Genomic DNA, 21,111 nt, shown 5'->3' on the forward strand with positions numbered 1-21,111 from the left:
AAGCCCAGTGCGTTGACCCCACGCCGGCAGCGACGTCAGGGCCACTGCGGCTCCATGCCCACAGCGCTGCAAGCCTCCCCGATGCCCGCTTCCACGCCGCCGTGCCCCACATCGCAGCAAGCCTCCCCGATGCCCGCTTCCACGCCGCCATGCCCCACGGCGCTGCAAGCCTCCCCGCTGCCTCCAGCCGCGCCGCCACGCCCACAGCGCTGCCTGCCTCCGCGCGCCTCACGGGGTCTGTCGGTGGCGGCACCTAGCGTCAACGACATGAGCACGGCCGCGGTCCCCGCCATGGTGCAGGGCACCTTCGACGACCTGGGCACCGCCTTGTCCACGGTCACCTTCGTCGTCGTCGACCTCGAGACCACCGGCGGCAGCCCTGCCGAGTGCGGCATCACCGAGATCGGCGCCGTGAAGGTGCGCGGCGGCGAGGTGCTCGGCGAGTTCCAGACCCTGGTCAACCCCGGGGGCCCGATCCCGGCATTCATCTCGGTGCTCACCGGCATCACCGACTCCATGGTGGCGTGCTCGCCGCGCATCGAGGCCGCCCTGCCTGCCTTCCTGGAGTTCGCGGCCGGCAGCGTCCTCGTGGCCCACAACGCGGGCTTCGACATCTCCTTCCTGAAGGCCGCCGCCAGGCGCACCGACCACGAGTGGCCTGGCTTTCGGGTGCTCGACACCGTCCACCTGGCCAGGCAGGTCGTGCGCCGCGACGAGGTGCCCAACCACCGGCTCGCCAGCCTCGCGCAGCTCTTCCGAGCCACCACCACCCCTGACCACCGGGCCCTGCACGACGCGCGGGCCACCGTCGACGTCCTGCACGGCCTGCTCGAACGCATCGGCTCGCTCGGCGTGCACTCCCTCGAGGAGCTTCTCGACTACACGGCCAAGGTCTCCCCCGCTCGCCGCCGCAAGCGCCACCTCGCCGACGGCCTTCCCGATGCCCCCGGCGTGTACCTCTTCAAGGACGGCCAGGGCCGAGTCCTGTACGTCGGCACCTCTGTGTCGATCCGCACCCGGGTGCGCTCCTACTTCACCGCATCCGAGCACCGGCGGCGCATGGGTGAGATGGTGCGCATCGCCGAGTCCGTGACCCCCGTCGTGTGCGCGACGACCCTCGAGGCCGAGGTCCGCGAACTGCGCCTGATCGCCGAGCACAAGCCGCGCTACAACCGCAGGTCACGGCATCCCGAGAAGGCGCCGTGGGTCAAGCTGACCGTCGAGCCGTTCCCCCGGCTGTCGGTGGTGCGTGCGGTCGCCGACGACGGCGCGCGTTACGCCGGGCCGTTCTCCTCGCGCTCGGCCGCGGAGGCGGCGATCGCGGCCGTCCACGAGGTGCTCCCGCTGCGCCAGTGCCTCGAGCGGCTCTCCCCCACCCGGCCCCGGTCCGCCTGCGCCCTCGCAGACATGGGCCGCTGCGGCGCACCCTGCACCGGAGCCCAGTCGGTCGACGACTACGCGCTGATCGTCGACCGCGCAGCTGACCTGCTCTCCGGCGGAACCCGCGACCTGCTCACGGCTCTGCGCGCGCGGATGGCCGAGCTCTCCGCGAAGCAGCGCTTCGAGGACGCCCAGGTGGTCCGCGACCGGCTCGTCGCCCTCGTGCGCGGCACCTCTCGGTCGCAGCGCCTGGATCCGCTGGCCCGCAGCCGCGAGCTCGTGGCTGCCCGGCGCACCCTGCTCGGCGGCTGGGAGGTCATCTGCGTGCGCCACGGCCGCCTCGCCGGCAGCACGAGCTCACCGCGTGGCGCCGACCCGATGCCCTACATCGAGGCACTGCGGGCAAGCGCCGAGGTCGTCGCCCCCGCGCTGCCGCCCGCGACGGCAGCCACCGCCGAGGAGAGCGAGAAGATCCTGCGCTGGCTCGAGTCACCCGGGGTGCGCATCGTCGACATCGACGGCGTCTGGACCTGCCCGGTCGGCGGTGCGGCCCCCGTGCGCGCTGAGCTCGAACCGCTGGAGAGCGCCCGGCGTGAGGTCGCCGGCTTCGCCGGATCACGCTGACGCTCCTCGCCGGCAACCTCCGAAGGCATCCGGCGAACCACGGCACTGCAGGCGAACCCCCGCACCGGCATCCGGCCAACCGTCCGCCGGACGTCCAAGGAACCCACGGCGCGGCATCCGACGCACGCTCGGCACGGCATCCGATCCCTCGTGACCGCCCCGGCTACGCTGACGTCGTGATCACCGCCATCGTCCTCATCACCGCCGACGTCGACCGCATCCCCGAGGTCGCGCAGGAGATCGCCGACCTCGACGGCGTCACCGAGGTCTACTCGGTGGCCGGCGACGCCGACCTCATCGCCATGGTGCGGGTGCGCCGCCACGAGGACCTCGCCGACACGATCGCCGACCGGCTCAACAAGGTCACCGGCGTCACGGGTACGAACACGCACATCGCGTTCCGCACCTACTCCTCGCACGACCTCGAGGCGGCCTTCAGCCTCGGCCTCGAGAACTGAGCCCTCGAGCACCGACCGAACGCGGCCCGGATGACCCGTTCAGGCGGCAGCAGTTGCGCTGACCCAGCGCTCCAGCAGCCGTGCGGCGGCCCCGTCGTCGATGGCTGCGCGGGCGCTGCGCATCCCCTCGTCGACTGCCCTGGTCAGCGCGGCGGACGACACGTCGCCGCCAAGACCGGATGCCGTGGCGAGCGCCATACCGGCATTGAGCACCACCGCGTCGCGCACCGGACCGACCTCCCCGGCCAGCAGGTCACGCACCACCTGGGCGTTGTGCGCGGCATCTCCCCCGCGCAGGGCCTCGACCGGGCTGCGCTCCAGACCGAAGTCACTCGGGTCGAGGCTGAGCTCGGTGACGTCGCCGTCGCGCACCCACCACACGGTCGACGTCGTCGCGAGCGTCAGCTCGTCCAGGCCGTCGTCACCTCGAAAGACCGCCGCGGCCCGGCCACGGCCCGCGAACACCCCAGCGATGAGCGGAGCGATCCGGGCATCGGCGACACCCACGGCGGCGTACGTCGGCTGGCCGGGGTTGGTGAGCGGGCCCAGCGCGTTGAATGCCGTGCCGACCCCGAGGTCCCGGCGGGCGACCGCGGCGTGGCGCATCGACGGGTGGAAGGCGTTGGCGAAGCAGAACGTGATGCCGGCCTCGTGCGCCACGGCCGCCACCTGCTCGGGGGCCAACGTCAGCGACACGCCGAGCGCCTCGAGCACGTCGGCGGAGCCCGAACTCGAGGACGCCGCCCGGTTTCCGTGCTTCACGACCCGCAGGCCGGTCGCCGCGACGACGATCGAGGCCATCGTCGAGATGTTGACCGAGTGCATGCGGTCCCCACCGGTGCCGACGATGTCGATGCTCGGGCCGGGGATGTCGATCCGGTTCGCGTGCTCGAGCATGACGTCCGCGATGCCGCGCAGCTCGGCGACGGTCTCACCCTTGGCACGCAGCGCGACGAGGAACCCCGCGACCTGGACCGGGCTGGCCTCGCCCGACATGATCTCGGCCATCGCCCAGCCGGCCTGCTCGGTGCTGAGGTCCTCGCGGCGCAGGAGGGCGGTCAACAGGTCCGGCCAGGTGGTCCTGGCCGGATCGGTAAGGGTCACGCCGCTCAGCCGACCGCGACCCGGGTTCGCGCCAGGGCCGCCACGGCCTCGGAGACGACGATCGGGTCGAGCGGGTGTGACACGGACTCGTCGGCGAGCGACCACCCGGCCAGCCACCCGTCCTGCGGGCGCCCGGTGAGCACGAGGATCGGCGGGCACTCGAAGATCTCGTTCTTCAGCTGACGACACAGGCCGAGCCCGCCGAGGGGGGACGCCTCACCGTCGAGGATCACGACGTCGTACCCACCGGCATCCATCGCCTCGACGACGGCCTCGGCGGTCGCGCACTCGTGCCACCGGACGATCTCGACGTCGCGGGCGGGGCGGCGGCCGGCGGCGGCACGCACGGCGTCCCGCGTGGTCACGTCGTCGCTGTAGAGGAGGACCGACACCCGGTGGATGCCGGCGGACTCCGGGGCCTGGGCCGAGGTGTCGGTGCCGTGCGATGAGGTCATGCGCGCATCGTACCGGTGGCGACAGCGACCCGCCGGGAAGGGCTGCGTGGTGGCCCGAACACCTCGTCGAGCCTGCCGTTCAGCGGAAACTTTCGAGGACTTGTCGAGCGTTTCGGGGGGTCCCGGCAGCACGCGAGAGAACTTCCGGCCATAATGGCGTCCGTGGCGACTCAGACAGCTTCCCAGACCAGGCCCGCGGGGCCCGTGCCCTCGATCCCCGGCCAAGGGCCAGCGACCCGACCGAACCTGGTCGCTGTCGGCACCATGGTGTGGTTGTCGAGCGAGTTGATGTTCTTCGCGGCGCTGTTCGCGTTCTACTTCACCATCCGTGGCCACGAGCCGCAGATGTGGGCGGAGAACACGGCGATCCTGAACATCCCGTTCGCCCTCGCCAACACGATCATCCTCGTCATCTCCTCGGTGTGGTGCCAGCTCGGTGTGCTGCAGGCCGAGAAGGGTGTCGTCGCACGCCCGGTCGGCACGCCTCTGACGAAGGTCTCCGCGTGGGGCATGCGCGAGTGGTACGTCCTGACCTACATCTTCGGCGCGATCTTCATCGCCGGTCAGGTCTACGAGTACGCCCACCTCGTCGCCGAGAACGTCACCCTGTCCTCCGACGCCTACGGCTCGGTCTTCTACCTCGCGACCGGCTTCCACGGCATGCACGTCACCGGCGGCCTCATCGCGTTCCTGCTCATCATCGGGCGCACCTTCACCACCCGTCGCTACACGCACGCGCAGGCCACCGGCGCGGTCGTCACGTCGTACTACTGGCACTTCGTCGACGTCGTGTGGATCGCCCTGTTCATCATGATCTACGTCCTGAAGTGACCCCCACGATGACGCACCCCACGACCACGACCCCGCAGACGACGACAGGAACGCACCCGTGAACTCACTGGCAGCCCGCCGCCGCCACCCAGCCGCGATCGCCGTCCTGATCATCCTGGGCCTGTTCCTCACGGGCGCCGTGTACGCGGCGTTCGCGCCCAAGCCGGCTGACGCGACCACGAAGGCGCTACCGGCGCAGACCGTGGAGGAGGGCAAGGCGCTGTTCCAGGCCAACTGCGCCTCCTGTCACGGCCTGAACGCCGAGGGCCGGGCCACCGGCAATGGCGACAAGGTCGCCGGCCCCTCGCTCGCCGGCGTCGGCGCAGGCGCCGTCGAGTTCCAGATGGGCACGGGCAGGATGCCGCTCGCCGGGCCGATGGTGCAGGCGCCCCCGAAGGGTGAGGTCAAGTTCGAGCAGGAGCAGATCGACGCCATCGGCGCCTACATCGCCTCGCTGTCCCCGGGTCCCGAGCGGCCGAGCGCCGAGGCGGTCGACCCCACCAAGGGTGACCCGGCCAAGGGTGGCGAGCTGTTCCGCGTGAACTGCGCCATGTGCCACAACTTCGCGGGTGCCGGCGGTGCCCTGACCCGCGGCAAGTACGCCCCGGCCCTCACCGGTACGAGCGACGAGCACATCTACCTGGCCATGACCACCGGCCCCCAGAGCATGCCGGTGTTCAACGACGCCAACCTCTCCCCCGAGGCCAAGCGCGACATCATCGCGTTCCTCAACACCATCGAGGAGCAGCCCAAGCAGGGTGGCCTCACGCTGGGCTCGCTGGGTCCGGTCTCCGAGGGCCTGTTCGCCTGGGTCTTCGGTCTGGGCATCTTCGTGGCCTGTGCCGTCTGGCTCGGCTCCAAGTCGGCCTAGCCCCAGTCGTTTCCCTACCCGCCCGTCGAACAGAAGATCGGTACCCCGATGAACGAGCAGGAAAACCACCAGCCCGGTGCTGAGGTGGAGCACGAACCCACCTCCAGCACGGCCGTGAGGCTTGATGAGGGCCACATCATCGGCACGGGTGGCATCCCCGAGCGCTTCACCAACCCCGGGCTGCCCGCCCACGTCGCGCGAGCGGCTGACCTCGACGAGGCAGCGGCCCGTCGTGCGGAGAAGCAGGTGGCGACGCTGTTCGGCCTGTCCATCCTCGGCACGCTGGCGTTCATCGTCCTGTACTTCGCGATCGACCTCGACCAGACGGTCTTCGTCCCGGGAATCGGCGTCACCAACGCCTCCAACCTCGCGCTCGGCACCACGATGGCCCTCGGCATGCTCGGCATCGGGTTCGGTGCCGTGCACTGGGCCAAGACGCTCATGCCTGACGAGGAGGTCGTCGAGGAGCGCCACCCGATGCGCGCGTCCGACGAGTCCCGCGAGCGGGTCGTGAAGGTGCTCGCCGAAGGTGGCGAGCAGTCGCAGATCACCCGTCGCCCCCTCATCAAGTACACGATGGGTGGCGCGCTCGGCCTGTTCGCCGTGCCGCTCGTGCTCCAGGTGGCCGGCAGCCTCGGCCCGATGCCGCAGAAGAGCCTGTCGCTGACTTTCTGGAACGGTGGCCCCAGCGGCCCGGGTGAGGACCCCGAGTTCCGTCCCCTGCGCCTCATGCGCGACCCAGAGGGCACGCCGGTCAAGGCCGAGGACGTCACCATCGGCTCCGTGTTCCACATCATGCCCGAGGGCCTGCTCCCCAACCCGGACGACCCGGAGGCTGAGTACCTCGAGAAGCACGTCCTGGAGGAGAAGGCCAAGGCCGCCGTCATCCTCATCCGTCTCGACGAGGACCTCATCCAGAGCCAGAAGCAGCGCGACTGGGGCCACCAGGGAATCGTCGCCTACTCCAAGATCTGCACGCACGTCGGCTGCCCCGTCGGGTTGTACGAGCAGCAGACCCACCACCTGCTGTGCCCGTGCCACCAGTCGACCTTCGACGTGACGCAGGACTGCAAGGTCATCTTCGGCCCCGCCAAGCGGCCGCTGCCACAACTGAAGATCACCGTTGACGACGAGGGCTACCTCGTCTCCGCCGCACCGTTCGCCGAAGCGGTCGGCCCGAGTTTCTGGGAGCGTGGCTGATGAGCACCACCACCGCCCGACCCGCCGACGCCCTGCGCGAGGGGGACACCCCCGTCGAGGCCGCTCCCTCCGGAGCCGCCCGTCGCGTCGGTGGCATCGCCGGCTGGGTCGACGACCGCACCGGGGCCGCCAAGCCGGTCGGCTACCTCATGAAGAAGGTCTTCCCCGACCACTGGTCGTTCATGCTCGGTGAGATCGCGATGTACTCGATGATCATCTGCCTGATCACCGGTGCGTTCCTCACCTTCTGGTTCGTGCCGAGCGCTGGTCACACGGTCTACGACGGCTCCTTCGTGCCGCTTCGCGGTGTCGGGATGTCGGAGGCCTACGCCTCGACACTCAACATCTCGTTCGACATCAAGGGCGGCCTGATCATCCGCCAGATCCACCACTGGGCCGCGCTGATGTTCATCGTCGCCCTCACGGTGCACATGTTCCGGGTCTTCTTCACCGGGGCCTTCCGCAAGCCGCGCGAGATCAACTGGGTCATCGGCACCGTCCTGGCGCTGCTGGCAATCGTCGAGGGCTTCGCCGGCTACTCCCTCCCCGACGACCTGCTCTCGGGTACCGGCATCCGGGCCATGGCCGGGTTCGTGCAGACCGCCCCGGTGATCGGCACCTACCTCGTGTACGGCATCTTCGGCGGCCCGTTCCCCGGCGAGATGATCATCCCGCGGCTGTACAGCGTGCACATCCTCCTGCTGCCTGCGATCCTGATCGGGCTGTTCACGGCGCACATCGGTCTGGTCTTCGTTCAGAAGCACACCCAGTACCCGGGCCCGGGCCGCACGAACGAGAACGTCGTCGGCTTCCCGGTCATGCCGGTGTACGCGGCGAAGGCCGGTGGCTTCTTCTTCATCGTCTTCGGTGTCCTGGCCATGATCTCGGCACTGGTGCAGATCAACCCGGTCTGGGCCTACGGTCCGTACGACCCCTCCCCCGTCACCGCGGGCTCCCAGCCCGACTGGTACATGGGCTTCGCCGATGGTGCGCTGCGGCTCCTGCCGGGATGGCTGGAGTTCGAGTTCTGGGGCTACACCCTGTCGCTGAACATCGCGCTCGGTGCCTTGGTGCTGCTGCCGCTCGTCTACACGGTGCTCGGCATCTACCCGTTCGTCGAACGCTGGGTCACCAAGGACGACCGTGAGCACCACCTGCTCGATCGCCCGCGCAACAACCCCGTGCGCACCGGCATCGGCATGGCGGGCATCACGGCCTACTCGGTGTTCATGTTCGCTGCAGGCAACGACATCATGGCGATCAAGCTCGGCATGTCGATCAACGACATCACCTGGTTCTTCCGCATCGGCCTGTTCGTCCTGCCGCCGCTGATGTTCTGGGTCACCAAGCGCATCTGCCTGTCGCTGCAGCGCCGTGACCGCGACACCGTCCTGCACGGCCGGGAGACGGGCACCATCATCCGCACCCCGGACGGCAAGTTCTTCGAGCGTCACGACACCGAGCTCACCGCCGACCAGTGGATCCTGGTGCAGCACGACCCCGTGGCTCCCCTCGAGCTCGAGACCGAGGTCGACGAGCACGGAGTGGCCCGCAAGACCAGTCGGTTTGCCAGGGCCAAGGTGGCCCTCTCGAGGTTCTACTTCGCGGATGCCGTCAACCCCGTCACCCCCGCGGAACTCGCCGCCGCTCACCACCACGGTGAGGAGCACGAGGCCATCGAGGCAGCTCCGTCCACCGACGAGTCCGAGCCCGTACAGGTCGGTCGCCACTGACCTGACCACCGGGTCCCGACACGGGGCGCACCGCCAGCCGACCATGGCTGAGGGTGCGCCCCGTTCGCATACCGGCGCGTTCGGACCCTGAGCAGGGCTCCCTTCGGGCTCCGCTAGCGGGACAGCAACTCCTCGAGGGTGCGGCGCCCCGCGTCGGCATCGACGTCGCCCTCGAGCACCTTGGTCCGTGACCGCTCCCCCGACACCGGGCTGACCTCCCGAGGGCGCACGGCGAACGCATCAGCCACGGCTGCGCACACGGCCGCCGTGGCGGCCCCGTCCACCGCCAGAGCACCCACGGACACCCCGAGCACCTCCCCGTCGCCCCACCGGCCTCCCACGCGCGTGCGTGAGGCCCCCGGCCGTACTCTCACGGTGATGCGCACAGCCCTCATCGTGCCACTCCTGACCGAGGCAGCCGGGCCGCGACATAGGCTGAGCAGGTGAGCCAGGGTGAGCCGACCACAGTCAACCCCAGTGGCGCGTCCCCAGCCCGAAGGGCACCCCTACCCGGCGGCACACCCGAGAGTCAGGGCATTCCGTCGGCGGCGATCCTGGCGATGCTGCGCCGCTGGGAGGCCAGCGACTGTGAACCGCACAGCGTGGTGATCGTCCGACATGGCCACGTCGTCACGCAGGGCTGGTGGGCGCCCTACCAGCCGGAGCACCGCCAGCTGCTCTACTCGGTCAGCAAGACCTTCCTGGCCCTCGCCGTGGCGCTGGCCGAGGACGAGGGACTGCTCGGGCGCAGCGAGAGGCTCGTTGACGTCTTTCCCGAGGCGGCAGCCAGTGCCGGCCCCCGGGCGTCGATGATCACCGTCGAACACTGCCTGCGGATGTCGACGGGGCACCACGAGGACACCTTGGACAGCGTGGCGGGGCTCCTGGGGTCCGCTGACGGCGCCGCAGCCCTGTTCCTCGCGGCAGAGCCGCAGCACGAGCCGGGGTCCTGGTTCGTCTACCACAACGGTGCGAGCCTCATGCTGGCCCTGGCGGTGCAGCGCCGCACCGGGCAGCGGCTCCTGCGCTACCTGCGACCCCGCCTGCTCGAGCCCCTCGGCATCCCCTCGGCGAGCTGGCGCAACACCGCGGGACGCGACCTCGGATTCAGCGGCCTGCACACCACGACGGACGCCGTGGCCCGGCTCGGCCTGCTGCTCCTCGACGACGGCATGTGGCAGGGCAGCCGACTCCTCCCGAGCGGGTGGGTGGGCACTGCCAGCAGCGCGCTGAGCGACACCGGACACCACCCGGGGACACCCGACTGGCAGCATGGCTACGGCTACCAGATGTGGCGCTCCCGCCACGACGGCTTTCGCGCAGACGGGGCCTACGGCCAGTTCAGCCTCATCCACCCACGGCACGACCTCGTCGTCGCCATCACGGCCTGCACCGACGATGCACAGCCGCTCCTGGACGCCGTCTGGGAGGAACTGATCCCGGCCCTCACCGAGGCGCCCTGCACAGCCGCCCCCGAGGCCGTGAACGAGCTCGCACGGGCGCTGGACGCTGCGGCGCTTCCTGCTCCCGTGTCGGCGTGCGAACCCTCCGGTCCGGGCCCGTGGGTGTTCACCCACGAGCCGACTCCGGAGCATCCACGTCTCATGGGCGTCGAGGTGCGCCCTCACGGTGACGGGTGGCTGCTCCTCGTCGTGGACGGCGAACCACTGACGATCACCTGCGGTGACGGGCGGTGGCCGGATGCCGCTGGCGTGCCGTTCGTCGCCGCCGGCGGCTGGGTGTCCACCGGCGTCTTCGAGGCCACTGTCATCGCCGTACAGACGCCCCACTCGCTGCACCTGCGCTGCGCTGACGGCGTCGTCTCGGCCCGGTGGCGCGGGTACCCGTTGCACGGGCCCTGCCTGGCATGGCAGCGCGATCCGGATGGAGACTGACATGGACCCCGTGACCGACGAGCAGTTCGACGCCATCGTGCAGGAGGCGCTCGACGACGTCCCCGCCGAACTGATGGCCATGCTCGACAACGTCGCCTTCTTCGTGGAGGACGAGCCCTCGGCAGACGACCCCGATCTCCTGGGCATCTACGAGGGCACGCCCCTCACCGAACGCGGCGAGTGGTGGGGTCAGGGGTCACTCCCGGACCGGATCACCCTGTTCCGCGGCCCACTGACCAGGATGTGTGCGGACGCCGAGGAACTGCGCGAGGAGATCGCCGTGACCGTGGTTCACGAGATCGCCCACCACTTCGGCATCGAGGAAGAGACCTTGCACGACCTCGGCTGGGGCTGACGACCGAGCCCGACGCGCCGCTGCCTCAGAGCGCGTGCTCGCCCTTCCAGTACTCGAAGGTCCACCCGATGAGGGCAGGCACCGCGAAGAACGCGCCGATGATGAAGACCCACCACCCGACGGCCAAGCCGAGGAAGCAGACGGCCGCGGCCGCAGCCAGGAACAGCGGCCACCAGCTGTGCGGGCTGAAGAAGCCGTAGTCACCCTGGATCTCGTCGATCTCGCCCAGCGGGTCGTCGGAGGGGTCGACCTCGAGCTTGCGCCGGGTCATCCCGAGGTACCACGTGATCATGAAGCCGAGCAGACCACCGAGGATCAGGCCGATGACGCCGACCCACTCGATCCCGAGTTCGGTGGAGTTCGTCCAGAAGCCGTAGATCGTCGCCATGAGGAAGGCGAAGACTCCGAGCAGGGCGCCGATGCGCTCCATCGCGAGCATGGGGCTCAGCCCTCCTTCTTCTCGTCGGCGAAGGCGTTGCCTCCGAGGTCGGCCGGGCCCAGCGCAGAGACCAGCACGTTGTCGTCGGCGACCGCGGCGTCGTGCACGCCGGCGGGTGCAGCCTCAGGGTGGTTCAGGTCGAACGCGGGACGCTCGGAGCGGATGCGCGGGATGCTGTTGAAGTTGTGCCGCGGGGGCGGGCAGGACGTGGCCCACTCCAGCGAGGCGCCGTAGCCCCACGGGTCATCGACCTCGACCAGCGGCGCGGTCTTCCACGTCTTCCACACGTTGTACATGAACGGCAGCATCGAGATGGCGAGGACGAACGAGCCGACCGTCGAGATCTGGTTGCCCAGGGTGAAGCCGTCCTCGGGCATGTAGTCGGCGTAGCGACGGGGCATGCCCTGCATCCCGAGCAGGTGCTGGACGAGGAACGTGGTGTGGAAGCCGATGAACAGCAGCCAGAAGTGGATCTTGCCGAGGCGCTCGTCGAGCATCCGGCCGGTGAGCTTGGGCCACCAGAAGTAGAAGCCGGCGAACATCGCGAAGACGACGGTGCCGAACACGACGTAGTGGAAGTGGGCCACGACGAAGTAGCTGTCGGAGAGCTGGAAGTCCAGCGCGGGGCTGGCCAGGATCACGCCCGTCAGGCCTCCGAAGAGGAAGGTGACGAGGAAGCCGAGCGACCACAGCATCGGGGTGTCGAAGGAGAGCTTGCCGCCCCACATCGTGCCGATCCAGTTGAAGAACTTCACCCCTGTTGGCACCGCGATGAGCATCGTCATGATCGCGAAGAATGGCAACAGCACTTGTCCGGTGACGTACATGTGGTGCGCCCACACGCTGACCGACAGGGCCGCGATGGCGATGGTGGCGTAGACGAGGGTCTTGTAACCGAAGATCGGCTTGCGGGAGAACACCGGCAGGATCTCGGAGATGATCCCGAAGAACGGCAAGGCGATGACGTAGACCTCCGGGTGCCCGAAGAACCAGAAGATGTGCTGCCAGAGCAGCGCGCCACCGTTGGCCGGGTCGAACACGTGCGCCCCGAACCGCCGGTCGGCGCCCAGCGCGAACAGCGCTGCGGCAAACGCCGGGAAGATGAGCAGCACGAGGATGGAGGTGACGAGCACCGTCCACGTGAAGATCGGCATCCGGAACATCGTCATGCCGGGGGCGCGCATGCACAGGATGGTGGTGATGAAGTTGACCGCACCGAGGATGGTGCCGAAGCCACCGAGCGCCAGACCGAAGACCCACAGGTCGCCGCCGAGGCCGGGGCTGAAGCTCGCGTCGGACAGCGGTGCGTACGCGAACCAGCCGAAGGCCGCGGCACCGCCGGGCGTCAGGAAGCCCGCTGCCGCGATGGCGCCACCGAAGACGTAGAGCCAGTAGGCAAACATGTTCAGGCGCGGGAAGGCGACGTCAGGGGCGCCGATCTGCAGCGGCATCAGCGCGTTGGCGAAGCCCGCGAACAGGGGCGTCGCGAACAGCAGCAACATGATCGTGCCGTGCATCGTGAACATCTGGTTGTACTGGTCGGGGTTGTCCACGACCTGCAGGCCCGGGGCCATGAGCTCGGCCCGGATCACCAGGGCCATGAGGCCACCGATGATGAACCAGATGAACGCGGTGATGAAGTAGAGGTTGCCGATCACCTTGTGGTCGGTGGTCGTCACCCACTTGACGACGGTCGAGCCGGGAGCGAGGCGGCGGGTGGTGGTCTTCTCCCCCGCCGTGCGGTACATCGTTGATTCGGTGGCGGCGCTCATGGTCAGTTACCTCCGTCGGTGCCGGCGTCCTGGCCGTCCATCAGTTCGCCGCGGCTGATCGTGTTGTTGAGCATGCCGGTCTGGCCCGCAGCCCGAAGGTCGTTGATGTGCTTGTCGTACTCGGCCCGGGAGACCACGGCCACGTTGAACAGCATGTTCGAGTGGTAGGCCCCGCACAGCTCGGCGCACTTGCCCTTGAACGTGCCTTCCTGGGTGGGTACGACCTGGAAGCGGTTGACGCGGCCGGGGATCATGTCGAGCTTCTGGAGGAACGCCGGCACCCAGAACGAGTGGATGACGTCCCGCGAGGTGAGCACGAACTCGACCCGCTCACCGACCGGGAGGTACAGCGTCGGGATGGTCTCCTCGGCCCCGGGCTCACCCGTGAGGATGGCCTGCGCGCCGACCTCGTGGACGTCGTCCTCGAGGTAGTTGAAGTCCCAGCTCCACTGCTTGCCCACCACGTTGACCGTCACGTCGGGGTCCTGGGAGGTGTCGAGCAGCGTGGCCTCGTCGCGTGCGGTGTAGTAGAAGAGCACGACGACCATGAAGATCGGGACCACCGTGTAGAGGATCTCGATCGGGATGTTGTACCGCAGCTGGACGGGCAGTTCGTTGTCGTCCTTGTGGCGGCGGTAGGCCACGACACACCAGGCGATGAGCCCCCAGACCAGCACGCCCACGGCGAGCCCGGCGATCCAGGTGCCGATCCACAGGTTGGTGACGACCTCGCCACCCTCGGTGACGGCGGGCGGCAGCCACCCGGTGGAGGCGTTGCCGCGCAACTCGCCGCTGGCACACCCGGTCAGGGCGGCGACGGACAGCGCGCCGATAAGGGTCGCGGAGCCGACTCGGCGACGCAACCGACGGGGCGATGAAAGGACGTGCTGGCGCACCGCTGCACCCTTCGTCTGGAGGAGGTGGACGGACAAGGCCAAACCCTACTGCACCACCCCCCGCGCGGTCAGGCAGGGTTCGACTACCGTGCAGGCGTGGCGCCCACGCGGACCGATCTCGGCACGACCGGCCTCCTCGACGCCTCGAGGGGCCCCCTCCACCCGGCGGCCCGCGCCGCCCTCGACGCCGCGGTGGACCTCGCCTGGGGCGACCCTGCGGCCCTGCACCCCCCGGGACGACGAGCCCGGGCTGCCCTCGACCAGGCCCGGGAGGTGCTGGCGGGTGCCGTGGGTGTCCGCCCCGACGAGCTGTCCCTCCACCCCGACGCCCAGACGGCGTTGACGGTGGGCCTGGACGGGCTGCGACACGCCCGCCGACGGGTCGGCACCCGCGTGGTCGCCAGTGCCGTGGAGCGCTCTGTCGTCCTGTTGTCACCGGGAACCGACCAGCCAGTGCCCGTCGACCACGAGGGTCGAGTCGACGTGTCAGCCTTCGCGGCCTCGCTCGACAACCCGGGCGACGGCCCACCCGCGGCCGCGGTGCTCCAGAGCGCCAACGGTGAGGTGGGCACCCGCCAGCCGGTCGCCGCCGTGGACGCGTTGTGCCGCACAGCCGGCATCCCGCTGCTCCTCGACGCGACGGCATCCCTCGGTCGTGACCCGGCAGCACACCCCGAGGATGCCGGGTCGGTGATCGTCGCGGATGCCGCCACCTTCGGCGGGCCACCCCTCGGCCTGCTCGCCGTGCGCACCGGGACGCGCTGGGGCCTGCCCGGGCCCCGCCGTGAGGCCGAGCACCGTCGCGCCCTCGCCGCGCCCTGGGTTCCCCTCGCCCTCACCGCTGCCCAGGCCTGGGTGAGTACCGAGCAGGAGCACGCCGACGAGGAACGTGCCGCTCGCGCCCTCGTGGACCGGGTCCGCGACGTGGCGGCCCGCATCCCCGACGTCGCCGTCGTGGGCGATCCCGAGGACCGGCTCCCCCACGTCGTGACGTTCAGTGCCCTCTACGTCGACGGTGAGGTACTCCTCGAGGAACTCGCACGTCGTGACCTCGTCGTCGGCTCCGGCTCCGCGTGCACCTCCAGCGACCTGCGCCCCAGCCACGTGCTCGCTGCGATGGGGGTGCTCACCCACGGCAACGTGCGGATCACCCTGCCCCTGCGGGCGGTCTCCCCCACCCGTGAGGCCGATGTCGCCCGGCTGTGCCGGGAGCTGCCGGATGCCGTGGCCGCCGTCCGCCGTCGGCTCGGGACGGATGACCTGTGAGCCCCACGGATCCGCCGGACCGCGCGACGGTGGTCGACGCGCGGGGCACCCGGTGCCCGGTCCCCGTCATCCGCCTCGCCCGAGCCAGCCGGGGCCTGCCTGCGGGCGCGACCCTGATGCTGCTCGCCGATGACGCGGCGGCGTGGTCCGACGTCCCGGCGTGGGCGCGGATGAAGGGCCACAGCGTCACGCTGACCGAGGACGAGGACTGGACCGAGTTCCGGGTCGTGCTCGGCGAGCCGCGAACCGGGCGTGGTCAGGCCGACAGGTCGACCTGAGGCGCGTTCAGGGCCTCGGCGAGGCGGGCGAGGTAGGTCTCGCGCGACCATTCCTGCGCGCCGAGCCTGCCCAGATGCTCGGTGGCCCACTGCACGTCGACGAGGCGGCGCGGGTCGCCGTCGCGGTGGAAGCGCTCCACGAGCCCCACGAGAGCCACCTTCGAGGCGTCGCGAACCGTGTGGAACATCGACTCGCCCGCGAACAGCCCGCCGATGGAGACGCCGTAGAGCCCGCCGACGAGCACTCCGTCCTGCCAGGCCTCGACGCTGTGCGCCCAGCCGAGGTCGTGCAGCCGCCGGTAGGCCGCGGCGATGTCGTCGGTGATCCACCGGCCCTCACGGGACGGGTCGGCGCAGTGGGCCACCACCTCGTCGAAGGCGGTGTCGACCCGCACGTCGAAGCGGTCGATGGCCTTGCGCAGCGACCGGCGGACCTTCAGCGCCCCGGCCGGCAGGACACCTCTGGGGTCGGGTGACCACCAGCCGATGGCCCCGGTGCCATGGTGTCCGAGCCCCATGGGGAACAGCCCCAACCGGTAGGCCGCGAGCAGGGTTCCGGGTTCGAGGTCGGCACCTGCCGCGACGAGGTCGTCGCCGGGGTCGGGCTGTGCGTCGTCGAGGTGCCACGGCGTGGCCGGCGGCTCGATGGGTGGGAACACCATGGCGGGGTGGTCGGTGTCAGCCCCGCATCGTGCGCACGAGCGGGGTGATCTCGGCCATGGCCTCGTCACCGTAGGCCGCGGCGAACCGGGCGAGGAAACCCTCGCGCGTCACCGTGTACTCCTGCGTGCCGACGGTCTCCAGGACGTGTGCGGCCAGCACCGAACCCATCTGGGCGCAGCGTTCGTGCCCGAGGCCGCCGGCGAGCCCGACGAGGAAGCCAGCGCGGAAGGCGTCGCCGACGCCCGTGGGGTCAACCCGCTCGACGTCACCGGCGACGGGAACATGGATGGGGTCCTCGCCGCGGGTGCGGATGTCGGCGCCGTCCTTGCCGCGCGTGATGACGCGGGTCGTGACCCGGCTGTCGATCTCGTCCTGGCTCCACCCGGTCTTGGTCTCGGTGAGGTAGGACTCGTACTCGTTGGTGAACAGGTAGTCCGCGCCGTCGATGAGCTGGCGGATGAAGGGGCCTTCCGCGAACGCGAGCTGCTGCGACGGGTCGGCGATGAAGCGGATGCCGCGCGTGCGGCACTCCTCGGTGTGGCGCAGCATGGCCTCGGGGTCGTCGGCACCGATGAGCACGAGGTCGAGGTCCCACCGCTCGTGGATCGGGCCGAGCTCGATCATCCGCGCCTCGGACATCGCGCCGGCGTAGAACGTGGCGATCTGCGCCATCGAGTCATCGGTCGTGCAGACGAAGCGCGCCGTGTGCCGTGACTCGGAGATGTGGACGTGGTCGGTGATGACGCCGTGGCGGGAGAGCCAGCTGCGGTAGTCGGCGAAGTCCTCGCCCGCCGCGCCGACGATGATGGGTCGCGCCCCCAGTGCCGCCATGCCGAAGCAGATATTGCCCGCGATGCCTCCCCGACGGATCTCGAGCGTCTCCGCGAGGAAGCTCACCGAGATCTTGTCGAGCTGCTCGAGCACGAGGGAGTCGGAGAAGCTGCCCTTGAAGGTCATCAGGTGGTCGGTCGCAATGGACCCGGCGACGGCGATCTGCACGACGAGCAACCTACCCCCTGTCCCCCTCCGATCCGTGGTCCGGCTGGCAACGGACCAGCGCTGAGCACGAGGAAGGGGCCCGTACCGTGGCACGGGCCCCTTCCTCGCAGTGCCCGGAGCGGGCGCTGCGTGAACCTCAGCTGAAGCTGTCGCCGCAGGCGCAGGAGCTGCCCGCGTTGGGGTTGTCGATGGTGAACCCCTGCTTCTCGATCGTGTCGGCGAAGTCGATGGTGGCGCCCTCGAGGTAGGGGGCGCTCATCCGGTCGACGACGACCTCGACACCGTCGAAGTCGCGCACGAGGTCACCGTCGAGGGTGCGCTCGTCGAAGTAGAGCTGGTAGATCAGGCCCGAGCAGCCGCCGGGCTGCACGCCGACCCGCAGGCGCAGGTCGTCGCGCCCTTCCTGGGAGAGCAGGGACTGGACCTTGTCGGCGGCGACACCGGTGAGCACGACGCCGTGGGCGGGAGCCTGCGTGGCGGGGGCGTCCGTGGGCGCGTCGGCGGTCTGGAGCTGGTCGCTCATGGAATGCACTCCTCGTGCTGGGGGTGGCTGTGGGGCAAGCCCGTTCGCCGTGGTCAACCCACCTCGGGCCGCCGGTGTTCCCGGGCTCCCGTCAAGGATACGTCGCGGTCGGCCGATCAGCGGCCGGGAGACCAGGTGCTCGCCACCCGCGCGGTGCGTCGCGCCAGGGTGGCCACGGGGTCGGCGACCATCGCCTCGAGCTCGGCGGGGGTCTGCGCGACGGCGTAGCTGCCGGCGAAACCCATGGTCATCGTCTCGCGCCGGCCGAGCAGGCACTCCCCCGCGATGAGCACGGTCGGCCGGGCCGTCTCCATCGTCGCCGCGGCGACCCCGGCGACCACCGAGTCGCGGGCCTGTCGCCAGTCGACGAGGCCGGCACCGGTCACGACCAGGTCGCTGCGGGCCGCGGCCACCCCGAAGCCGCACTCCCGCAGCACCTCCCCCACGGCACTGGCACGCCGCGCACCCAGGGCGAGCAGGGCGTACCCGAGACCACCAGCGGCACCGGCGCCCGGCTCGCGGTCCAGGCGCCACGGCATCCCACTCAGGAGGTCTACCTGGGGGGTCGGCAGTGAGCGACCCACCACTTCGGTGAACCGGCCCAGGGCCGCCTCCAGGGCCTGCGCCTGTTCCGGGCTCGCCCCCTTGCGCGGGGCGTCGACGGCGCTCGTGCCCTGGAGGCCGAGCAGCGGCGTGTCGTCGTCGGTCGCCAGGACGAGGTCGACCCCGCGCCACCGATCGATGACGCCCGGCAGACCGAGGAGGACGTCGTCGGACACCGTGGCGAGGTGGCGGCCACCGCGGGCGAGTTCGGATGCCGGTCCCGCACCGAGCGCGCAGAGCATCCCCGCCCCGGCGTCGTGGGTTCCGCTGCCGCCCACCCCGACGACGACCTTGTCGGGCCCGGTCGCCAAGGCCGCCTCCAGCAACTGCCCGACCCCCCAGGTCCCGGTGATGGAGGGGTTGCGCTCGTCGGCGCCGAGCAGGTGCAGCCCGCTGGCCTGGGCCGCCTCGACGTATGCCGTGCGCCTCTCGTCACGCTCGACGAGCAGCACCGCGGCGGGCACCTCACGGCCGAGCGGGTCGCTCACGGTCGTCGCGATGGTGGTGCCCCCGAGGGCCCGCATGAGGACGTCGAGGAACCCCGGGCCACCGTCCGAGAGCGGCAGCACCTCGACCTCGTCGTGCGGCGCACCCTCGGCCCAGCCGGCAGCCATGGCCGTGGCTGCCTGGACCGGGCCCAGGGTCGAACCGAAGGAGTCGGGGGCGATCAACACGCGCACGCGCCGAGGTTATCGCCCTACGATCGACCTCGTGACGACGACGACCGGTCCTGCCCACGCCCGACTGCCCCTGCTCGTGCTCGGCGCGGGCCGCGACCTCGCGAGCGAACGCGGTGTCGAGTGCCCGGGCGACCTCCCGGCCCCGTCGGACCCCGACCTCGTGGCGCGCGCCCGGGCGGCGAGGGCGGCCCTCGGGGACCGGGTCTTCGTGCTCGGTCACCACTACCAGCGGGACGAGGTCATCGAGTTCGCCGACGTCACGGGTGACTCGTTCAAGCTGGCCAAGGAGGCCGCGGCCCGCCCGGACGCGGAGTGGATCGTGTTCTGCGGCGTGCACTTCATGGCCGAGTCGGCCGACATCCTCACCTCCGACGCGCAGACCGTGATCCTGCCCGACCTCGCCGCCGGGTGCTCGATGGCTGACATGGCCGCGATCGACCAGGTCGAGGAGTGCTGGGACGAGCTCGTCGAGGCCGGTGTCGCCGAGGCGACCGTGCCGGTGACGTACATGAACTCCTCCGCGGCGATCAAGGCGTTCACGGGTCGCCACGGCGGCACGATCTGCACCTCGTCCAACGCCAAGACCGCTCTCACCTGGGCGCTCGAGAAGGCCGGCGCCGGCGGGAAGGTGCTGTTCCTGCCCGACCAGCACCTGGGCCGCAACACCTACGCCCGCGACCTCGGCGGATCGCTGGACGACTGCGTCGTCTGGGATCCGCACCGCCCCATGGGCGGGCTCACCCCTGAGCAGCTTCGCGACGCGACGATGATCCTCTGGCGTGGTCACTGCTCGGTGCACGGGAGGTTCACCGTGGATGCCGTGGAGGCCGCCCGCCGCACGATCCCCGGCGTCAAGGTGATCGTGCACCCCGAGTGCCGCAACGAGGTCGTCGAGCTCGCCGACGAGGTTGGCTCGACCGAGAAGATCATCAAGACCATCGCGGCAGCACCCGCCGGCACGGCGTGGGCAGTCGGCACCGAGCTCAACCTCGTGCAGCGACTGGCTGCGCAGTTCCCCGAGCAGCAGATCGCCTTCCTCGAGAAGAACGTCTGCTACTGCTCGACGATGAACCGGATCGACCTGCCGCACCTCGTGTGGGCCCTGGAGTCTCTCGTCGAGGGTCGCGTCGTCAACACCATCCGGGTCGACGACCAGGTCGCCCACGACGCGCGGGTGGCGCTGGACCAGATGCTCGCCCTGCCCGGCGAGACCTCGAAGGACTGACCGGGCGGTGCCGTTCAGTCCTCGGCAGGGATTCCGGTGTCCCGCACGAGGTAGAGCCACGGGAAGGCTCGCACGGCGACGTGCCACCCGTCCTGCTCGAGGGCCGAGGCCGGTCGGGTCCACACCACGCGTCGGTGCTCCCACTGCGTCGGCGTGCGCACGACCTTGTGCTTGAGCATCCCCGCGTCGACCGTTCGCCACCCCCGGCGACCGGCCAGGGCGAGCTCGGCCATCTCGTCGAAGGCGGTCACCGGGCCCAGCCACCGCACCTCGGGCCCGGGCAGGCCGTCGGCGCCCATGGGCTGGTCGACCGTGCCCGGCGTATCCACGGCACCGCCGAAGCGTTGCTGCGCGGCCTGACGGGTCAGGCCGAGCACCGTTCCGATCGCCGCCCAGCTGTGGCCGCCCGAGCGGGCCGTCGCGACCGACTGGTGGAGCAGGTCGCGGGTTGCCTCGTGCGCCTCGGCGGCCCGCCCCACGAGCTCGAGGTGGTCGACGCTCTCCTGGTCGCTGTCGTCGAGGATGAGCCGACCGACGCGGTCGGCGATCGTGTCACTCACGACGGTCACGGCTCGGCAGCCACATCGCCCCGCGCTGCTCGACACCGTCGCCGCGACTGCCCCACACCCCTCGGCCGATCGCGTAGGCACCGAGCACCATGAGGGCAATGGTCATCCCTTGGAAGACGCCGTGGAAGAACCCTGACTCGACCACCCTGCTGAGGGAGCCGGTGAGGAGACCGAGGAGCACGAGGCCCATGCCGAGGGTGGGTATGCCGGGTCGCGAGGTCATGTGTCAATCTTTCCTTGACATCGCTCGGCTGTCAAGAAACTGTTGACACCCGGACCCGGTAGCGGTGGC

At 70.4% G+C, this 21,111-nt stretch carries 23 protein-coding genes; 11 read left to right on the plus strand and 12 right to left on the minus strand.

What is annotated here, in order from left to right:
- Nucleotides 1-267: 267 nt before the first annotated feature.
- Both C8E84_RS03955 and C8E84_RS03960 read left to right on the plus strand, forming a co-directional pair.
- Nucleotides 268-2,004, plus strand: a complete 1,737-nt coding sequence (locus C8E84_RS03955; RefSeq protein ID WP_159899655.1) for a DEDD exonuclease domain-containing protein — start codon at nt 268-270, stop codon at nt 2,002-2,004.
- 176 nt (nt 2,005-2,180) lie between these two features.
- Nucleotides 2,181-2,462 carry an Lrp/AsnC family transcriptional regulator gene (locus tag C8E84_RS03960; protein ID WP_159899657.1) on the plus strand — a complete coding sequence of 94 codons (282 nt, stop codon included), beginning with the start codon at nt 2,181-2,183 and terminating at the stop codon, nt 2,460-2,462.
- Nucleotides 2,463-2,501: 39 nt separating this feature from the next.
- Here the strand turns inward: C8E84_RS03960 and trpD are convergent, their stop codons facing one another.
- On the minus strand, nt 2,502-3,566 hold the full coding sequence (trpD, locus tag C8E84_RS03965) for an anthranilate phosphoribosyltransferase (protein WP_159899659.1): 1,065 nt from the start codon (nt 3,564-3,566) through the stop codon (nt 2,502-2,504).
- 5 nt (nt 3,567-3,571) lie between these two features.
- The gene (locus C8E84_RS03970) at nt 3,572-4,021 is read right to left on the minus strand and encodes a response regulator transcription factor (protein WP_211675388.1); all 450 of its coding nucleotides are present in this window, start codon (nt 4,019-4,021) and stop codon (nt 3,572-3,574) included.
- A gap of 153 nt (nt 4,022-4,174) precedes the next feature.
- Here C8E84_RS03970 and ctaE point away from each other — a divergent pair, with 153 nt between their 5' ends.
- Genes ctaE through qcrB form a run of 4 tightly spaced genes read left to right on the plus strand, consistent with a single transcriptional unit; the run spans nt 4,175 to nt 8,656 of the window.
- Nucleotides 4,175-4,852 (plus strand): aa3-type cytochrome oxidase subunit III, encoded by a 678-nt coding sequence (ctaE, locus tag C8E84_RS03975; RefSeq protein WP_159899661.1) that lies wholly within the window; start codon nt 4,175-4,177, stop codon nt 4,850-4,852.
- A 58-nt stretch (nt 4,853-4,910) separates the two neighbouring features.
- Complete coding sequence (gene qcrC / locus C8E84_RS03980) at nt 4,911-5,723, plus strand: cytochrome bc1 complex diheme cytochrome c subunit (RefSeq protein WP_159899663.1); 813 nt, start codon at nt 4,911-4,913, stop codon at nt 5,721-5,723.
- Nucleotides 5,724-5,771: 48 nt separating this feature from the next.
- Nucleotides 5,772-6,923, plus strand: coding sequence for a cytochrome bc1 complex Rieske iron-sulfur subunit (gene qcrA, locus C8E84_RS03985; protein ID WP_159899665.1), 1,152 nt, complete (start codon nt 5,772-5,774; stop codon nt 6,921-6,923).
- Nucleotides 6,923-8,656 (plus strand): cytochrome bc1 complex cytochrome b subunit, encoded by a 1,734-nt coding sequence (gene qcrB, locus C8E84_RS03990; protein ID WP_159899667.1) that lies wholly within the window; start codon nt 6,923-6,925, stop codon nt 8,654-8,656. Before qcrA ends, qcrB begins: the two co-directional genes overlap by 1 nt.
- Before the next feature lie 113 nt (nt 8,657-8,769).
- Here the strand turns inward: qcrB and C8E84_RS03995 are convergent, their stop codons facing one another.
- On the minus strand, nt 8,770-9,051 hold the full coding sequence (locus tag C8E84_RS03995; protein WP_159899669.1) for a DUF167 domain-containing protein: 282 nt from the start codon (nt 9,049-9,051) through the stop codon (nt 8,770-8,772).
- A 48-nt stretch (nt 9,052-9,099) separates the two neighbouring features.
- On the opposite strand from C8E84_RS03995, the gene C8E84_RS04000 reads away from it, so the two are divergent.
- Nucleotides 9,100-10,551 carry a serine hydrolase domain-containing protein gene (locus C8E84_RS04000; protein ID WP_159899671.1) on the plus strand — a complete coding sequence of 484 codons (1,452 nt, stop codon included), beginning with the start codon at nt 9,100-9,102 and terminating at the stop codon, nt 10,549-10,551.
- Between the two features lies 1 nt (nt 10,552).
- Complete coding sequence (locus C8E84_RS04005; RefSeq protein WP_159899673.1) at nt 10,553-10,906, plus strand: metallopeptidase family protein; 354 nt, start codon at nt 10,553-10,555, stop codon at nt 10,904-10,906.
- 25 nt (nt 10,907-10,931) lie between these two features.
- Here C8E84_RS04005 and C8E84_RS04010 read toward each other — a convergent pair whose 3' ends face one another.
- Genes C8E84_RS04010 through ctaC form a run of 3 tightly spaced genes read right to left on the minus strand, consistent with a single transcriptional unit; the run spans nt 10,932 to nt 14,049 of the window.
- Nucleotides 10,932-11,345, minus strand: a complete 414-nt coding sequence (locus C8E84_RS04010) for a cytochrome c oxidase subunit 4 (protein ID WP_159899675.1) — start codon at nt 11,343-11,345, stop codon at nt 10,932-10,934.
- A gap of 5 nt (nt 11,346-11,350) precedes the next feature.
- Nucleotides 11,351-13,093, minus strand: coding sequence for an aa3-type cytochrome oxidase subunit I (gene ctaD / locus C8E84_RS04015; RefSeq protein WP_159904461.1), 1,743 nt, complete (start codon nt 13,091-13,093; stop codon nt 11,351-11,353).
- A 26-nt stretch (nt 13,094-13,119) separates the two neighbouring features.
- Nucleotides 13,120-14,049, minus strand: a complete 930-nt coding sequence (gene ctaC / locus C8E84_RS04020) for an aa3-type cytochrome oxidase subunit II (RefSeq protein WP_425495946.1) — start codon at nt 14,047-14,049, stop codon at nt 13,120-13,122.
- A 60-nt stretch (nt 14,050-14,109) separates the two neighbouring features.
- Here ctaC and C8E84_RS04025 point away from each other — a divergent pair, with 60 nt between their 5' ends.
- The gene (locus C8E84_RS04025) at nt 14,110-15,279 is read left to right on the plus strand and encodes a cysteine desulfurase family protein (protein WP_159899677.1); all 1,170 of its coding nucleotides are present in this window, start codon (nt 14,110-14,112) and stop codon (nt 15,277-15,279) included.
- Nucleotides 15,276-15,557: a sulfurtransferase TusA family protein gene (locus tag C8E84_RS04030; protein WP_211675390.1), complete on the plus strand. Its 282-nt coding sequence runs from the start codon at nt 15,276-15,278 to the stop codon at nt 15,555-15,557. Before C8E84_RS04025 ends, C8E84_RS04030 begins: the two co-directional genes overlap by 4 nt.
- Here C8E84_RS04030 and aat read toward each other — a convergent pair.
- The 4 genes from aat to C8E84_RS04050 all read right to left on the minus strand — a co-directional run bounded on the left by aat (nt 15,536) and on the right by C8E84_RS04050 (nt 19,025).
- Nucleotides 15,536-16,219, minus strand: coding sequence for a leucyl/phenylalanyl-tRNA--protein transferase (gene aat / locus C8E84_RS04035; protein ID WP_159899679.1), 684 nt, complete (start codon nt 16,217-16,219; stop codon nt 15,536-15,538). The two genes, C8E84_RS04030 and aat, sit on opposite strands and share 22 nt — an antisense overlap.
- Nucleotides 16,220-16,235: 16 nt before the next feature.
- Nucleotides 16,236-17,219, minus strand: a complete 984-nt coding sequence (locus C8E84_RS04040; protein ID WP_159899681.1) for a carbohydrate kinase family protein — start codon at nt 17,217-17,219, stop codon at nt 16,236-16,238.
- Nucleotides 17,220-17,355: 136 nt separating this feature from the next.
- Nucleotides 17,356-17,742 (minus strand): HesB/IscA family protein, encoded by a 387-nt coding sequence (locus tag C8E84_RS04045; protein WP_246196763.1) that lies wholly within the window; start codon nt 17,740-17,742, stop codon nt 17,356-17,358.
- Between the two features lie 116 nt (nt 17,743-17,858).
- Nucleotides 17,859-19,025 (minus strand): glycerate kinase, encoded by a 1,167-nt coding sequence (locus C8E84_RS04050; RefSeq protein ID WP_159899683.1) that lies wholly within the window; start codon nt 19,023-19,025, stop codon nt 17,859-17,861.
- Nucleotides 19,026-19,056: 31 nt separating this feature from the next.
- Here C8E84_RS04050 and nadA point away from each other — a divergent pair, with 31 nt between their 5' ends.
- Complete coding sequence (gene nadA / locus C8E84_RS04055; protein WP_159899685.1) at nt 19,057-20,250, plus strand: quinolinate synthase NadA; 1,194 nt, start codon at nt 19,057-19,059, stop codon at nt 20,248-20,250.
- 14 nt (nt 20,251-20,264) lie between these two features.
- Here nadA and C8E84_RS04060 read toward each other — a convergent pair whose 3' ends face one another.
- Both C8E84_RS04060 and C8E84_RS04065 read right to left on the minus strand, forming a co-directional pair.
- A complete protein-coding gene (locus C8E84_RS04060) occupies nt 20,265-20,810 on the minus strand; it encodes a hypothetical protein (protein ID WP_159899687.1) in 546 nt (181 codons plus the stop codon).
- Nucleotides 20,803-21,042 (minus strand): hypothetical protein, encoded by a 240-nt coding sequence (locus C8E84_RS04065; protein WP_159899689.1) that lies wholly within the window; start codon nt 21,040-21,042, stop codon nt 20,803-20,805. Before C8E84_RS04065 ends, C8E84_RS04060 begins: the two co-directional genes overlap by 8 nt.
- Between the last annotated feature and the right edge of the window lie 69 nt (nt 21,043-21,111).

This window comes from Ornithinibacter aureus (assembly GCF_009858245.1).
In the GTDB taxonomy this organism is placed as follows: Bacteria; Actinomycetota; Actinomycetes; order Actinomycetales; family Dermatophilaceae; genus Fodinibacter; species Fodinibacter aureus.

Excerpts from the sequence above, each read along its gene's own strand:
- C8E84_RS04010 (WP_159899675.1), bottom strand. The coding sequence starts at position 11,345 with ATGCTCGCGATGGAGCGCATCGGCGCCCTGCTCGGAGTCTTCGCCTTC.
- aat (WP_159899679.1), bottom strand. The coding sequence starts at position 16,219 with ATGGTGTTCCCACCCATCGAGCCGCCGGCCACGCCGTGGCACCTCGAC.
- C8E84_RS03955 (WP_159899655.1), top strand. The coding sequence starts at position 268 with ATGAGCACGGCCGCGGTCCCCGCCATGGTGCAGGGCACCTTCGACGAC.
- C8E84_RS04065 (WP_159899689.1), bottom strand. The coding sequence starts at position 21,042 with ATGACCTCGCGACCCGGCATACCCACCCTCGGCATGGGCCTCGTGCTC.
- C8E84_RS03970 (WP_211675388.1), bottom strand. The coding sequence starts at position 4,021 with ATGACCTCATCGCACGGCACCGACACCTCGGCCCAGGCCCCGGAGTCC.
- C8E84_RS03995 (WP_159899669.1), bottom strand. The coding sequence starts at position 9,051 with ATGAGGGCTGTGCGCATCACCGTGAGAGTACGGCCGGGGGCCTCACGC.
- ctaD (WP_159904461.1), bottom strand. The coding sequence starts at position 13,093 with ATGTACCGCACGGCGGGGGAGAAGACCACCACCCGCCGCCTCGCTCCC.
- qcrA (WP_159899665.1), top strand. The coding sequence starts at position 5,772 with ATGAACGAGCAGGAAAACCACCAGCCCGGTGCTGAGGTGGAGCACGAA.
- ctaE (WP_159899661.1), top strand. The coding sequence starts at position 4,175 with ATGGCGTCCGTGGCGACTCAGACAGCTTCCCAGACCAGGCCCGCGGGG.
- C8E84_RS04045 (WP_246196763.1), bottom strand. The coding sequence starts at position 17,742 with ATGAGCGACCAGCTCCAGACCGCCGACGCGCCCACGGACGCCCCCGCC.
- qcrB (WP_159899667.1), top strand. The coding sequence starts at position 6,923 with ATGAGCACCACCACCGCCCGACCCGCCGACGCCCTGCGCGAGGGGGAC.
- C8E84_RS04005 (WP_159899673.1), top strand. The coding sequence starts at position 10,553 with ATGGACCCCGTGACCGACGAGCAGTTCGACGCCATCGTGCAGGAGGCG.